Source organism: Aureimonas endophytica (assembly GCF_014642635.1).
Classification (GTDB): domain Bacteria; phylum Pseudomonadota; class Alphaproteobacteria; order Rhizobiales; family Rhizobiaceae; genus Plantimonas; species Plantimonas endophytica.
The window spans coordinates 386,709-400,343 of the sequence record NZ_BMIQ01000003.1 but is presented as its reverse complement, the minus strand read 5'-3'; the positions used below and the strand labels follow the sequence as shown (position 1 = coordinate 400,343).

Here is a 13,635-nt window from a genome sequence, read left to right as displayed (position 1 = left end):
CTCGTCCTTCGAGGCTTGGCGCATGGGCACCGGCGCGGGGTCAGGCCCGGCGCGGGATCATTTGGATTTCAGGAAGATGTCGAGGCCGACGAGGCGGTCGAGCAGCGCGATGGCGAGCGCGGCGCAGGCGATGAAGACCACGGAGATCGCGGCGAGATCGGGCGTGATGATCGAGCGGATCGAATTGTAGATCTGCACCGGCAGCGTGACGCTGCGCGCATCCACCAGAAGCAGGCTGACCAGGAATTCGTTGAGCGCCAGGATGAACATCAGCAGCGAGCCGGTGATGACGCCCGGCAGCACGGCCGGCAGGGTGATGTAGAGGAAGCGCTGCAACGGCGGCGCGCCGCAATTGGCGGCGGCGAGTTCGAGATCGGGCGACAGATTGCTGGCGCTCGCCGTCACCGCCCAGATCATGAAGGGCAGGTTGATGACGCAACAGGCGATGCCGACCGGCCAGAGTTGGCCGAGCGCGCCGAGCCTGCCGAAGACAAGCATCATGCCGATCCCCGAGCCGATCAGCGGAATGGTGAAGGGCAGGAGCAGATAGATCTGGATCGAGCGGGCGAAGCGCACGCGGTACTTGGCGAGGGCCAGCCCGGCCAGCGTGCCCACGGGGATCGCCACAAGCGTGCAGATGGCGGCGACGATCAGCGAGCGGCCGAAGGCCTGTTTCAGCCCGCTCGCTTGGGCGATCGCGCCGTACCATTTCAGCGACAGGCCTTCGGGCGGAAAGGTGATGATGTTGCCGGCGGTGAAGGAGGCGCCGAGCACGACGACGGTCGGCGCCGAGAGCATGAGAAGGGCCGCGCCGACGAAGGCCCAGAGGATCACGCTCTTGGTGCGGCTGCCGTTCATTTGCGCTCTCCCGACATGGCCAGCGTGCCGGCGCCGAAGAGGAGGAAGACGACGCCGACCAGCATGGAGCCGACCGCGACGAGCAGTAAGGTGAGCGTCGCGCCCATGCCTTGGTCCGAGGTGCGGAAGAACTGGTCATAGATGGCGTTGGCGATGAAATCCTGCGTGCCGCCGCCCAGGATGGCGGGAATGGCGAAGTCGGTGAGCGACAGCGTGACCACGACGAGACCCGCGCCGACGAGGCCCGGGCGCGCCAGCGGCAGCACCACATGGCGGAAGGTGCGCATCCAGCCGGCGCCGAGCGAGGCTGCGGCGGCTTCCAGCTCGCCGGGGATCGCGGTCAGCGCCGGGGCCAGCATCAGCACCGCGAAAGGCAGCATGTACTGGACGAGACCGAACAGCACGGCGGGATAGTTGTAGAGCAGCCGCACCGGCGGCACGCCGACCAGGCCCAAGGCCTCGTTGACCATGCCCTGGTTGCCGAGAATGATCAGCCAGCCATAGGCGCGCACCACCTGCCCGATGAAGAAGGGCAGGAACAGCGCGACGAGCAGCAGCTTGCGCAACGCGGATGACGGCGTGCGCACCATCAGATAGGCATAGGGAAAGGCAAAGAGCAGCGTGATCGCCGTGACGATCACCGCGCCCATCAGGCTGCGGCCGGCGACGACGGCGAAGAAGTTCTCGGCGACGGCGCGGTGATAATTGGCGAGCGTATAGCTCTCCGACATCAGGAAGGTCTCGGTATCGAGCGTGCGCAGGCTCGCATCGCCGATCTCGATCAGGCCGAGCACCAGAAGCCCGACCAGAACCAGCGCCGGCAGGAGCATGAGATAGGGCAGGCCCCTATCGAACCGGGCGGGCCAGGCCCAGGCGGCAAGGCGCTCAAGCCCATCCATGACGCGCCACGTCAGGGGATAGGCGGCACGGGGGGTGCGCATGAGACCGATCCTGTTTCAGCAAGAAAAGCGGAGCGCCGCCCCGACATCGATCGTCGGAAGCCGCAAGGCGGCCTCGCGACGACAGACCCTGTCGGACGGGACGCTCGAAGTGCGCGCGGGTCCGGAAGATCGGGACGCGCTTCGAGCCTGGGGCGGCGGACGGGACGGTTCGAACCGGCCAATCGGCCGGCCCGTCCCGCGCCGTTCGCGGGCGCCGATCAGCCCTGCATGATTTCCTTGAACTTGGCGAACCACTTGCTCTCGTTCTCGACCTGCACCTTCGAGGAGACGCGGATCAGATGCGAGAAATCCTCGGGTTTCGTCGGATAGGCCGGATTGCCGACGAGATCGGCCGGCGGCGTGATGCCGGGCACGACGCCGGGCAGGCCCAGACCGTCCAGCCAGATCTGCTGGGCGTCCTTGGTCAGCGCGTGATTGATATATTGCTTCGCCCAGTAGAGTTCGTTTTCCGGCAGACCCTTGGGAATCCACAGCCCGTCCGTGTCGAACTTGGCGCCCTCCTCCGGCACGACCCAGGCGATGTCGATGCCGTTCTTCTTGGCTTCGCGGGCATTCGTCGAGATGGTGCAGGCCGCGTCGATCTCGCCCTTCTGGAACCAGGTGGTGAAATCCGGGTCCTCGCCGAGCAACGGCTGCTGCGCCTTGATCTTGGAGATGAAGTCCCAGGCCGGCTGCATGTTGGCCGGGATGTCCTCGAGCTTGCCGCCGCCGGCGACCTGGGCCGGGAAGTGGAAGCCGATGCCGTCGTTATAGAGCGCGATGCGGCCCTTCAGCTTCGGATCGAGCAGGTCCTTCCAGCTCTTCGGCGCGCCATCGGGGAAGGCCGAGGGCCGGTAGGCCAGCACATAGACATAGCCGTAGGTGTTGACGATCGGATAGCCGTCCAGGCCGACGGGCTTGGCCAGATCCGTGGCGTTCTTCAGGTTCGGCAGGTCGGACAGGTCTTCCGTCACGCCACGCAGCGCCGATTTGGTGGCGTTGGTGGTCGTGTCCCAGTTCACATGGATCGGCGGCACGCGCTTCTGCGCGACGGCGGCCCAGAGCTTGGGCTGGATCTCGTTGTCCTCCGTCAGATCGTGGCGCACGGCGATGCCGGTGGCCTTGGTGAAGCTGTCGGATACGCCGGCCTTCAGGGCCTCCACCCAGCTGCCGCCCCAGGCGCGGACGATGATTTCCGCCGGCTTCTCCGGCTCCTGCGCGAAGGCGCCGCGCACGCCGAGCGCCGGCAGGCCGGCGGCCGCGCCCATGGCGGCCATCGAGGTCAGAAGCGTCCGGCGGCGGATCGGAGCGGACAGGATCTTTTCATGCGACATCGGGCATTCTCCTCTGGCTGGACCGTCTCGGAATCTGCCGGATCATGGCAGGATAAAGGGGGTCGGATAGCGGTTCATCGCGCGAAGACCAGCATGTCGCGCGCGTTCCAGCCGAGGCGGACCGCCTCGCCCGGCGAAAATTGCTGATGGGATTCCGCATCGTGGTCGAACACGCGCAGCGGCGCGTCGGACAGGCTCGGCACGGCGATCTCGTAGACGACGCGCTCGCCCTCGAAGATGCAATCGGTGACGCGGCCGTTCACACAGGTCTCCAGCCCGTCAAGCCGGGCCGCCTCGGGCGCGATGCGGATCTGCTCGGCGCGCAAGGCGGCCTCGCAGGCGCCGCCGGCCGCAAGCCCGCTGCCGCCCATGTGACCCGGAAGCCGCTGCCCGCGCACGTCCACGGTCACGCGACCGCCCGCCGCCTCGCTCACGCGCCCCTCCAGGAAGTTGGTGACGCCAATGAAATGGGCGACGAAGGCATTGGACGGCGCGCGATAGGCCTCGACCGGTCTCGCCTTCTGCTGGATGCGGCCGCCATTCATGACGATGATCTCGTCCGAGACCACCAGCGCCTCGCGCTGGTCATGCGTCACATTGATGGTGGTGACGCCGAGTTCCTTCTGGATGCGGCGGAATTCCAGCTGCATCTCCTCGCGCAGCTTGCGATCGAGCGCGGCCAGCGGCTCGTCGAGAAGGAGGAGATCCGGCTCGAACACCAGAGCGCGGGCGATGGCCACGCGCTGCTGCTGGCCCCCCGAAAGCTCGTTGATGCGGCGATCGCCATAGCCGCCGAGCCGCACGAGGTTGAGATAGCGCTCGACCTTATCCGGAATGGTGCGCGCATCGTGGCGACGCATCTTCAGGGGAAAGGCGACATTCTCGGCGGCCGTCATATGCGGAAACAGCGCCAGCTTCTGGAACACCATGCCGATGGAGCGGCGATGGGCCGGCACGGCGCTGACCCGCTGGCCGTTGATGACGATCTCGCCGGTGGTGGGGCGCTCGAAGCCGGCGATCATGCGCAGAAGCGTCGTCTTGCCGGAACCGGAGGGGCCGAGAATGGTCAGGAACCGACCCTTCGGCAGGTCGAAGGACGCGTTGTCGACGGCATGGACCTCGCCGAACACCATGCCGACATTCTGGACGGAGACGGCGATTTCGCCGGCGACTTCCTGCGGACGGCGGTCGGCGACAGCGAGCTCCATGACATTCCCCTTCCCCAAGCCCCGACCGATCCGTGGATACGGCGAAGCCCTTCTTATCCCGCTCCGCATGGAGCAGACATCCCTGCGGGATTTTGTCTATACATATCGCCACCAAGGTGGTCAATGGAGTTTGGTTATTTTCGCGTCGCATTGCGAAAACGATCAAACTTTGCGCAACTGAACAGCGATCGATCAGCGCTTTCCGTTTCTGGCGTTCCCCCGCTTCTTGCGCAAGGCATTTGCCGCAGACGCCCACGCATTCCGCTTCGCATCGTCGCAATGGCATGCGGCATAAGCCGAATTTGAAGCGGAACACCCGACATGCGGGTGTAACTCACTCGCCGGCGGAATCGGCGCGCTTCGACTATGCGGGTTCTAGATGGAGGCGAGATAGCCGCCATCGACCGGCAGGCAGTGGCCGGTGATATAGGCGGCGGCCGGACTGCAGAGGAAGACGGCGGCCCCGCCGATCTCCTCGTCCCGGCCGAAGCGCCGCTGCGGGATCTTGTCCAGCATGCGGGTCTGCCAGTCGGCATCCTCGTAGAACACCTCCGTCATCGCCGTGCGGAAATAGCCCGGTGCCAGCGCATTGACGCGGATGCCATGCGGCGCCCATTCGGTGGCGAGCGCCCGGGTGATGCCGAGCAGACCGGATTTCGAGGCGCCATAGGGCGCGGCCGTGGGAATGCCAACATAGGAGGTCAGCGAGCAGAGATTGACGATGGCGCCGCCGCCCTCCGCCGCCATGCGCCGGCCCGCCGCCTGGGCGCAGAAGAAGGCGCCCTTCAGATTGGTGTCGAGGACTTGCGTCCAAAGCACCTCGTCGACGTCGAGCGAGGGCCGCACCTCCTCGAAACCGGCATTGTTGATCAGGATATCCAGTCCGCCGAGGGCGTTGGCGGCCTGATCGACCACCCCGCGCGCCGTCTCCACCAGGCGCACGTCCTGTTCCAGGCAGACGACGCGCCGGCCGGTCTCCGCCAGACGATCCCGCGTCTCGTCCAGGCCGCCGATCCGCCGGGCGGTGATCGCCACATCCGCGCCCGCTTCGGCGAGCGCCAAAGCGATCGAGCGGCCGAGGCCACGGCTGGCGCCGGTGACCAGCGCCTTGCGGCCGTCGAGGTCGAAAATCGGGCGGCTCACGCCTCTCTCTTCCATGGACTTCCCCTCTTCGTTGCGGCCGACGCGCGAGACCGCGGATGCGTCGCTCGCCCCCAAACGTCACCCCGAAAGTGACACCATCATCTTCGCGCTTTCATGTCTATACATAATCGGCGTATGGTGCCGGCGACGCGGATCGCCCCGCCAGCCGCGCGAAGAGCCGCATGGAGATGCAAGATGTCCCTGCCTTCAAGCCCCGTCCGCGACGAAATCCGCGCGATCGCGCCCTATAATGCGGGCCTGACGATCGAGGAGGTCCGGCGCCGATATGCGGTGACGGAGATCGCTAAGCTTGGCTCCAACGAGAATCCGCTGGGGCCGGCGCCGGCGCTGCGCCACCTGTTTTCCGATATCGGCGAGCTCGCCCGGCTCTATCCCGATCCGGAGGGCCGCGCGCTCCGTGTCCGGCTGGCGCTGGACTTCGCCGTTTCCGCTGATCGCGTCGTCCTGGGCAATGGATCGGAAGATCTGATCGCCGTGCTCTGCCGGACGATCTTGCGGCCGGGCGACGTCATGGCGACGCTCTACCCCTCCTTCCCGCTGCACGAGGACTATGCGGTGCTGATGGGCGGCCGGGTGGAGCGCGTCGCCGTTACCGCCGATCTCGACGTGGACATGGAAGCCCTTATCGCCGCGGCCCGCCGCAAGCCGCGCCTGCTGATGCTTTCCAATCCGATGAACCCGGTCGGCGCCTGGCTGACGTCGTCGCGTCTCGCCGCGCTGCTTTCGGCGATCGATCCCGAGACCGTTCTCGTCGTGGACGAGGCCTATGCCGAATATGCCGACGGCGCGGATTGTCCCTCCGCCGTTGCGCTGCTCGAAGGCAGCGACCTTTCCTGGGCGGTGCTGCGCACCTTCTCCAAGGCCTATGGTCTGGCGGGACTGCGGATCGGCTATGGGATCGTCAGCGATGCCGCGCTGACCGGTTTCCTCGACCGCTCCCGCACGCCCTTCAACACCAATGCCATCGCCCAGGCCGCCGCGCTCGTCGCGCTGGAAGATCGGGATCATCTCCGCCGCTCGGTCGAGCTGGCGGTCGGCGAGCGCGAACGGCTGCGCGCGGCCCTTGCGGTGCTCGGCTTTAGGATCGCGCCCTCGCTCGGCAACTTCCTCTTCTTCGGCGGCGAAGAGGAGAGCGGAGCGCTGGCGGAGCGGCTCCTGGCGAAGGGCGTGATCGTCAAGCCGTGGAAGCAGCCCGGCTTCGAGCGCTTCCTGCGCGTCAGCATCGGCGCACCGCGGGAGAACGACCAGTTCCTCGGCGCGCTGAAGGCGGTGACCGGCCGCTGAGAGCGTCTCTTCGCGCCGCCGCCTATTGCGAGGCCGGGGTGAAGCGGGCCATCAGTGTGTGGCTGTCTCCGGGATAGGTCAGGCAGACATGGGTGACGGCGCCCTGCCCGCTCCAGGTCCGCCGCTCCACGACCAGACAGGCGGTGCCTTTCGCGATGGCGAGCGTGGCCGCCATGTCGGCGCTGGCATTGACGGCGCGGATCCTATGCTCGGCCGCGCTCCAGGGCACCTGTCCGATCAGCCATTGCCCGGGCGGCGTGGCGGAGAAATCCGCCCTGTCCGCCTCCGGCACGGTGGCGAGGCTGATCAGCCGCTCTTCCCGGCAGAAGGGGCGCGGGCCGCCCATATGCACGCAGGACAAGACTAGGAGCGGCGCGCCTGGCGGCACGTCGATCAGCCGCAGATCCTCCTCGCCCGCCTTGCGCAGGACACGCTCCGTCAGCCGGAAGCCATAAGCGAGATTGAGCGAGCGCACCTCCGCCTCGATATCGTTGATCTCCAGCACGGCGGACTGCGCCTGCGGCTGGGTGACGAAACTGCCGGACTTGCGCCGCCGCTCGATCAGACCGGACTTGGCGAGCTGCGTCATCACCTTATTCACGGTCATGCGCGAGCAGCCATATTGCGTCGCCAGATCCACTTCGAAGGGCAGGCGGTGCCCCGGCGGCCAGGCGCCCGAGACGATGCGGCTTTCGATGTCGCCCAGGATGCGCTGGTGCAGGGTCCGGTCCCTGCCGCTGTCTTCCGCCACGATCGACTGCCCTTTCCCACCGCCGCGCCGCGGGGCCTCGCTCTGATCTAGAATGTTTCGGATTTCGGCGGAAGCGGATGCCGCGCTCCAGACGTCGCGCTCCGGACGTCGCCCGGCGCGGGTCCGGCTCGTTCGACCGAATGCAGCCTTGCTCAACCGCGTGTTATGTATATACATTTCACCGTCGAATGTTAAGACGTCAGGTGACTCTTACGTTTCGGACCGTCGAGCGCCCGGCCGCTCCATCTGCGCATCGTCAAGGGATAAGATCCGCGCCATGACCCTGATCCTCCATCCCGGCCAGGTCTCGCTGACCGATCTCGCCCGCATCTATTGGGACGGCGAGAGCGTCCGGCTCGATCCCGCCTTCGACGCGGGCATCGCGCGCGCCGCCCAACGCATCGCCGCGATCGCCGCCGGCAACGAACCGGTCTATGGGATCAATACCGGCTTCGGCAAACTGGCCTCGATCAAGATCGACGCCGCCGATGTCGCGACACTCCAGCGCAACCTCATCCTGTCGCATTGCTGCGGCGTCGGCGCGCCGCTGGCCGAAAACGTCGTGCGGCTGATCATGGCGCTGAAGCTCGTCTCGCTCGGCCGCGGCGCCTCCGGCGTGCGGCTGGAGGTGGTGCGCCTGATCGAGGCGATGATGGAGCGCGGCGTGACGCCGGTGATCCCGGAAAAGGGCTCCGTCGGCGCTTCTGGCGATCTCGCGCCGCTTGCGCATCTCGCGGCCGTGATGATGGGGCATGGCGAGGCATTCCATGGCGGCGCGCGCCTGCCCGGCGCCGAGGCGCTGCGGGCCGCCGGGCTGACGCCGGTGGTGCTGGCGGCCAAGGAAGGGCTGGCGCTGATCAACGGCACGCAGGCCTCCACCGCGCTGGCGCTGGCCGGTCTCTTCCGCGCCCATCGCGCCGCCCGCGCCGCGATCGTCACCGGCGCTCTGTCGACCGACGCGGCCATGGGCTCCTCCGCCCCATTCCATCCCGAGATCCACGCGCTGCGCGGCCATCAGGGCCAGATCGATGCCGGCGCGGCGCTGCGCCGGCTTCTGGACGGGTCCGCCATCCGCGCGAGCCATGTGGAGGGCGACGAGAGAGTGCAGGACCCCTATTGCATCCGCTGCCAGCCGCAGGTCGACGGCGCCTGTCTCGACATTCTGCGCCAGGCCGCCCGCACGCTGCGGATCGAGGCCAATGCGGTGACCGACAATCCGCTTGTGCTCAGCGACGACAGCGTCGTTTCGGGCGGCAATTTCCATGCCGAGCCGGTGGCCTTCGCCGCCGACCAGATCGCCCTCGCCATCTGCGAGATCGGGGCCATCGCCCAGCGCCGCGTCGCGCTCCTCGTCGATCCCGCTCTGTCCTACGGTCTGCCGGCCTTCCTGGCGAAGAAGCCCGGGCTGAATTCCGGCCTGATGATCGCCGAGGTGACCTCGGCGGCGCTGATGTCGGAGAACAAGCAGATGGCCCATCCGGCCTCGGTGGACTCCACTCCCACCTCGGCCAATCAGGAAGATCACGTCTCCATGGCCTGCCACGGCGCTCGCCGGTTGACCGCAATGACCGACAATCTCTTCTTCATCCTGGGGATCGAGGCCTTGACAAGCGTGCAGGGCGTGGAACTACGCGCGCCGCTTTCCACCAGCCCGGAGCTGAGCCGCGCCGCCGCGGCGCTGCGCGCCGTCGTGCCGTCGCTGGAGGAAGACCGCTACATGGCCGAGGACTTGGGCAGGGCGTGCGATCTCATCGCCTCCGGGGCGTTGGACGAGGCCATCTCGCCGGACATCCTGCCGGCGCTGGAGGGCTGACGACGATGCCTGCCGAGATCCGGCGGGCGGTTTGCTCGTCCATCGGTGACCGCCACACACGGACGCCCTTCCACCCCGCTCGACTTGAGAACGGTTCGATGGCTTCCGCCGTCGATCGTCCCGCCCGGGTCGGGACGCATGTCCGGCGCCGCGCTGTCGCGCGATCTCCTAGAGGCTCGCGCCCCAGCCAACCCGGTCGACTGGAAGGAAACGCGCAGCGTGTAAAAGCCAGAGGTCTCGGAGCCCGAGGAGCCCGGCTCCGGTATCCGCGAGGCAGCCGCTTGAAAACGGGAGACCTTAACCTGCTTCCCGTGTCTTCGGCCCCTTTACGATATAGAACACTACCTGCACGATAGTTCCCCGTGGACGGAACATTACGGCGGCGGAGCGACCAGCCTCTCTGTAGCTTGTTCGCCACCGTCGATAGGAAACAAAGCAGCATCGCTCCGCGAAACTGCTTTCGGTTTGACAGGACGACGAGGCTTCAACAGAAATCGGCATCACCTTCCCTTGTGGTATGCCCATGTTCCGGCCAAGATCCAAAGCGCTCGCCGCCCTCCTTGCTTCGACGATCGTGCTGGCGGACGAGAGTGCGGATGCCGATCCTATTCCACGGACGCCGACCATCTCCGGCCAAGTCGTGCAGATCCGCAGCGGCGAAGAGATCGAGCTGGTCGAATCACCGGCTTCGCGGGTGGTCGAGATCCGACAGGACGTGAAGGCGGGTGACGTCATTCGCACCAACGCCTATGGCCAGATCGCTCTTCTCTTTGCCGATCGAACGCAGGTGCGCGTCGCGCGCAATTCGGTGCTTGTCGTTAAGGACGTCCGCGCGGACGGCGGCGTGACGCTCGGCCTGGAGGGCGGACAGATCTTCGCGCGTGCAACGCGTGGGGGTACAGGCGTCTCGATCGAAACTGCCGCCGCCACGGCCGCGATCCGTGGCACGGATTGGACGATGAGCGTCGCCGGCAGCCGCACGACGTTGTCGGTGATCGAAGGCGTCGTCGAACTCCGCAATCCGCAAGGGGCTGTGACGGTGCGAGAAGGCGAGTCTGCGGCGGCGACGCTCGGCTCGGCCCCGACCAAGGTCGTGATTTCAGGCGGCGACATCCGCGAGCAGACGCTCTTCCACCTGTCCTTGCGCAATGCGTTCGAGCTCTTTCCCTCCTCCTCACTGGATCAGCGCGCGACGGCGCAGGAAGCGGCGCGGCTCGCCGACGTTCCCCTCGATCGGCGCACGGCCGAGGATCGCGTCTCGGCCGCCGAGATCGCGTATGAGCGCGACGGGCGCGAAGCCGCCCGCGCCGCCATCGCCGAGGCGCGCCGAAGTCGGCTGACGGCGGCGCAGGAGGCCCGTCTTCTCCTTCTCGATGGCCAGTTCGCAGCCTATGGGCGACGCTACCGCGAGGCGGTGAGGCTGTTCGAGCGAGCCGAGCCGAAGCTCACCGGCGAGCGGCGCGTCAAAGCACGCTATCTTGCCTATTATGCCCGATCGCTCGCCGACCCGAGCCGTGCTGCGACGCCACCCGCCTCCGATCCAGGTTCCCTCACGGCGCTGATCGGCGAAGCGGTGACAGTGGCCTTCTTGCGGTCGCCGCGCGATGCGTTGGCGCTGTTGAAGGCCGCTGAGCCGCGTTTCGGCGACAATCCGGAGTTCCAGGCCAGCCTGGCCGACATCGCCTTTCTTGTCGATGACGACGCGACCGGCGAAGCGGCCCTGGCGAAGGCCGAAGCCCTCGATCCGGCATCGCCGGACGTTCTCGCGACGCGTGCCCACTATCGGGCGCGATTCAAGGGAGATATCCGCGGCGCGCTCGCCGATGCCCGCGAGGTGGTCCGGCAGACGCCCGGAAGCGCCAATGCCTGGGCGGCGCTGGCCAGTCTCGAAGCCGAGCGCGGCGCCAAGCGCGAGGCAGAGACAGCCTATCGTAAGGCCATCGCGCTTGATCCCGAAGACCCGGTCGGTCACGCGAACTACGCAATCTTCCTTCTGGGGGAGAACCGCAATGCCGAGGCGAAAGCGGAAAGCGATAAGGCCTTGGCGCTCGATCCCGCGTTCGACATCGGCTATCTCGCCAAGGGCACGCAGCAGTTCCAGGCCGGAGAAACCGAGGCCGGGATTAATAGCCTCCTGCGCGCGACGACTGCCAATCCGACCTATGGCGACGGCCTGGCGGTTCTCGGCGGCGCCTATGTGTCATCCGGCGACGTGATCGCCGGACGGCAGTCGCTGGAACTCGCCGACCGCTTCGACCCGCGCAACCCGACAATCGCGCAATTCCGTTCGGCCCTTGCCCTCGACCAGTACGAAGCCGACGACGCCATCCGTTTCGCGCAGGACTCGATCGAGCGGACGCGGACGCGAGGTGGCGACTACACCCCGATCGAATCGACGCGCGACGCCGGCACGACGCTTGGAGCCGCCTATCGCTTCCTGTCGCTGGATGCCTGGGCACGCTACTATGGCGACCGCGTCTTCGATCCCTTCTCGGCGTCGAGCTATTTCGATCAGGCGCTGTCCGGCGGACTCGTCCCCTTCTTCACGTCGCCGAGTCCGGTCGGGCCGGATCCTGTTCCGGATGGAGCGTCCGGCTTCGCCTCCGCCATTCAGGGCTTCCTGCTCGATCCTCTGTCCCTTGCGAGCTCGAATTTCCGCCCGAGCTTCATCCGCTCCCCTTTAAACGAGTTCGAAATCGGCGGCGGCGTCACCGCCGTCGGCGGCGATATCGGCGGGAATGGCAGCGCCAGCTTCCAATCGCTGGGCTACGATCCTCTGCCCTACTCGCTGAGCCTGTCGGCCAATTACAGCTCGCTCGACCGAACCTTCGCCTCCCAAGGGGTGGAGAACGTCGCGGGCGCCGCGCTCTTCGGTGTCCAGGCCGGCCCTTACGACCGCGTCATCGGTTCCTTCGTCGGAGCCCATGGCGAGGGCGGCGCGGCCTTTCCAGGGATCGCGACGACGCGGTTCGATACGCAGAACTCCGATACCTTTACCGGGCTTCTCGGCTGGAGCCATACGTTCGGCTATCGGAACGTCCTCAACGCCGCCGTTCTCGGCACGGTCGTCGATCGGTCGAATTTCGACGCGTCGCTGATCGATGCGCCGTTCTTTCCCGATCTCTTCCCCGATACGAATCTTCGTTACGATCTCGACGGCGGCACTAAGGATCGCCGGATCCAGGCCGGCCTGTCGCATCTTCTTGGGATCGGCGACGACATCGTGCTACGCTATGGCGGCGAGTTCGGCTTCGAACGCGCGACGAGCGAGTCGCTCGGCGACCTGGCATTGACCGATCCCACCACCGCGCTTCGGGCCCGCGCCTGCTTCGCCGCCGTCACGCAAAGGCTAGCCGCGCTCGGCGCCAGCCAGAGCCTCAGTGATCTCTTCGCCTTTCTGTCCCTCTTCGATCCGGCCTCGCAGCCGAACAACTGTCCGACCGACAGCGAGAAGGACGGAGGCGTCGGCCGGGTCTGGCTAGATGCGCGGGCCAGCCTCGCGCCGGGTCTCGACGTCGAAGGCGCGCTGTTCGCCGAGCGTGCCGTTTCCGGCGACTTCGAGGAGGAGGATGACGAAACCCGTCTGTCCCCGCGCATCGCCATGGCCTGGGCGCCGATCGAAGGGCAATATCTGCGCGCTGGCTTCCTGCGCACCGAGCCGACGGCCGAACTGAACACGTTGGCACCGGTCGACGTTCTCGGCTTGCGGCCGGATGCCGTGCCCAGTGCATCAGGCAAGGTCGACACCGCGATCCTGCGCTGGGACTCGCAATGGACGAGCCGCTTCTTCACCGCGACGGAATACCAGCACCAGAGCATCGACGGGCTGGATCTGTCAGTTCCCGTCTACCTCCAATCTGTCACCGTGCCCAATGCGACGATCGATCGGCTGACCGTCACCGGTAATCTCTGGATCGGCGGGGGCTTCGGCGGTTTCGCCAGCTATTCGCATGCTTGGTCGCGAGGCGATCTGGCCGGCACCGACGACCGTCTGCCGTTTCTGCCCGACGATCTGGCCAAGGTCGGCCTGACTTTCGTCAGTCCCGAGCGGCTGCGCCTGACGGTGGCGGAGACCTATATCGGCGAGCGGACGTCGAACGTCGCCGGGCGAATGCTCGATGACGCCTTCGTGACGGATGTCAGCGCGAGCTGGGAAACGCCGGACCGGCACTTGGCGATCGAAGCCGGTGTCTTCAATATCTTCGGCGAGGCGATCGAAGTGGCGCCGAGCGTTCCCGCTGCCGGACGCACGGTGTCGGCGACCCTCAAGGCGCGCTTTTGA

At 66.8% G+C, this 13,635-nt stretch carries 9 protein-coding genes; 3 read left to right on the top strand and 6 right to left on the bottom strand.

Annotated elements, in window-relative coordinates; all coding sequences use genetic code 11:
- Positions 1 to 57 precede the first annotated feature (57 nt).
- From IEY14_RS12010 to IEY14_RS11990, 5 genes are all read right to left on the bottom strand, one after another.
- The gene (locus IEY14_RS12010) at positions 58 to 858 is read right to left on the bottom strand and encodes an ABC transporter permease (protein ID WP_188908716.1); all 801 of its coding nucleotides are present in this window, start codon (positions 856 to 858) and stop codon (positions 58 to 60) included.
- The gene (locus IEY14_RS12005) at positions 855 to 1,799 is read right to left on the bottom strand and encodes an ABC transporter permease (RefSeq protein ID WP_188908714.1); all 945 of its coding nucleotides are present in this window, start codon (positions 1,797 to 1,799) and stop codon (positions 855 to 857) included. Before IEY14_RS12005 ends, IEY14_RS12010 begins: the two co-directional genes overlap by 4 nt.
- A 218-nt stretch (positions 1,800 to 2,017) precedes the next feature.
- A complete protein-coding gene (locus IEY14_RS12000) occupies positions 2,018 to 3,133 on the bottom strand; it encodes an ABC transporter substrate-binding protein (RefSeq protein WP_188908712.1) in 1,116 nt (371 codons plus the stop codon).
- Between the two features lie 74 nt (positions 3,134 to 3,207).
- A complete protein-coding gene (locus tag IEY14_RS11995; protein ID WP_188908710.1) occupies positions 3,208 to 4,341 on the bottom strand; it encodes an ABC transporter ATP-binding protein in 1,134 nt (377 codons plus the stop codon).
- Positions 4,342 to 4,716: 375 nt separating this feature from the next.
- On the bottom strand, positions 4,717 to 5,484 hold the full coding sequence (locus IEY14_RS11990) for an SDR family NAD(P)-dependent oxidoreductase (protein WP_188908708.1): 768 nt from the start codon (positions 5,482 to 5,484) through the stop codon (positions 4,717 to 4,719).
- A gap of 195 nt (positions 5,485 to 5,679) precedes the next feature.
- Between IEY14_RS11990 and IEY14_RS11985 the strand changes: the two genes are divergently transcribed.
- Positions 5,680 to 6,789, top strand: a complete 1,110-nt coding sequence (locus IEY14_RS11985; protein WP_188908707.1) for a histidinol-phosphate transaminase — start codon at positions 5,680 to 5,682, stop codon at positions 6,787 to 6,789.
- 22 nt (positions 6,790 to 6,811) lie between these two features.
- Here the strand turns inward: IEY14_RS11985 and hutC are convergent, their stop codons facing one another.
- Entirely contained in the window at positions 6,812 to 7,543 is a 732-nt protein-coding gene (hutC, locus tag IEY14_RS11980; protein WP_244639470.1) for a histidine utilization transcriptional repressor HutC, read from the bottom strand.
- 274 nt (positions 7,544 to 7,817) lie between these two features.
- On the opposite strand from hutC, the gene hutH reads away from it, so the two are divergent.
- The gene (gene hutH, locus IEY14_RS11975; protein WP_373288970.1) at positions 7,818 to 9,353 is read left to right on the top strand and encodes a histidine ammonia-lyase; all 1,536 of its coding nucleotides are present in this window, start codon (positions 7,818 to 7,820) and stop codon (positions 9,351 to 9,353) included.
- Between the two features lie 523 nt (positions 9,354 to 9,876).
- Positions 9,877 to 13,635 carry a FecR domain-containing protein gene (locus IEY14_RS11970; RefSeq protein WP_188908705.1) on the top strand — a complete coding sequence of 1,253 codons (3,759 nt, stop codon included), beginning with the start codon at positions 9,877 to 9,879 and terminating at the stop codon, positions 13,633 to 13,635.

Bases quoted from the DNA above. Each gene is read 5' to 3' on its own strand.
- IEY14_RS12010 (WP_188908716.1), bottom strand. From the start codon at position 858: ATGAACGGCAGCCGCACCAAGAGCGTGATCCTCTGGGCCTTCGTCGGC.
- IEY14_RS12005 (WP_188908714.1), bottom strand. From the start codon at position 1,799: ATGCGCACCCCCCGTGCCGCCTATCCCCTGACGTGGCGCGTCATGGAT.
- IEY14_RS12000 (WP_188908712.1), bottom strand. From the start codon at position 3,133: ATGTCGCATGAAAAGATCCTGTCCGCTCCGATCCGCCGCCGGACGCTT.
- IEY14_RS11995 (WP_188908710.1), bottom strand. From the start codon at position 4,341: ATGGAGCTCGCTGTCGCCGACCGCCGTCCGCAGGAAGTCGCCGGCGAA.
- IEY14_RS11985 (WP_188908707.1), top strand. From the start codon at position 5,680: ATGTCCCTGCCTTCAAGCCCCGTCCGCGACGAAATCCGCGCGATCGCG.
- hutH (WP_373288970.1), top strand. From the start codon at position 7,818: ATGACCCTGATCCTCCATCCCGGCCAGGTCTCGCTGACCGATCTCGCC.
- IEY14_RS11970 (WP_188908705.1), top strand. From the start codon at position 9,877: ATGTTCCGGCCAAGATCCAAAGCGCTCGCCGCCCTCCTTGCTTCGACG.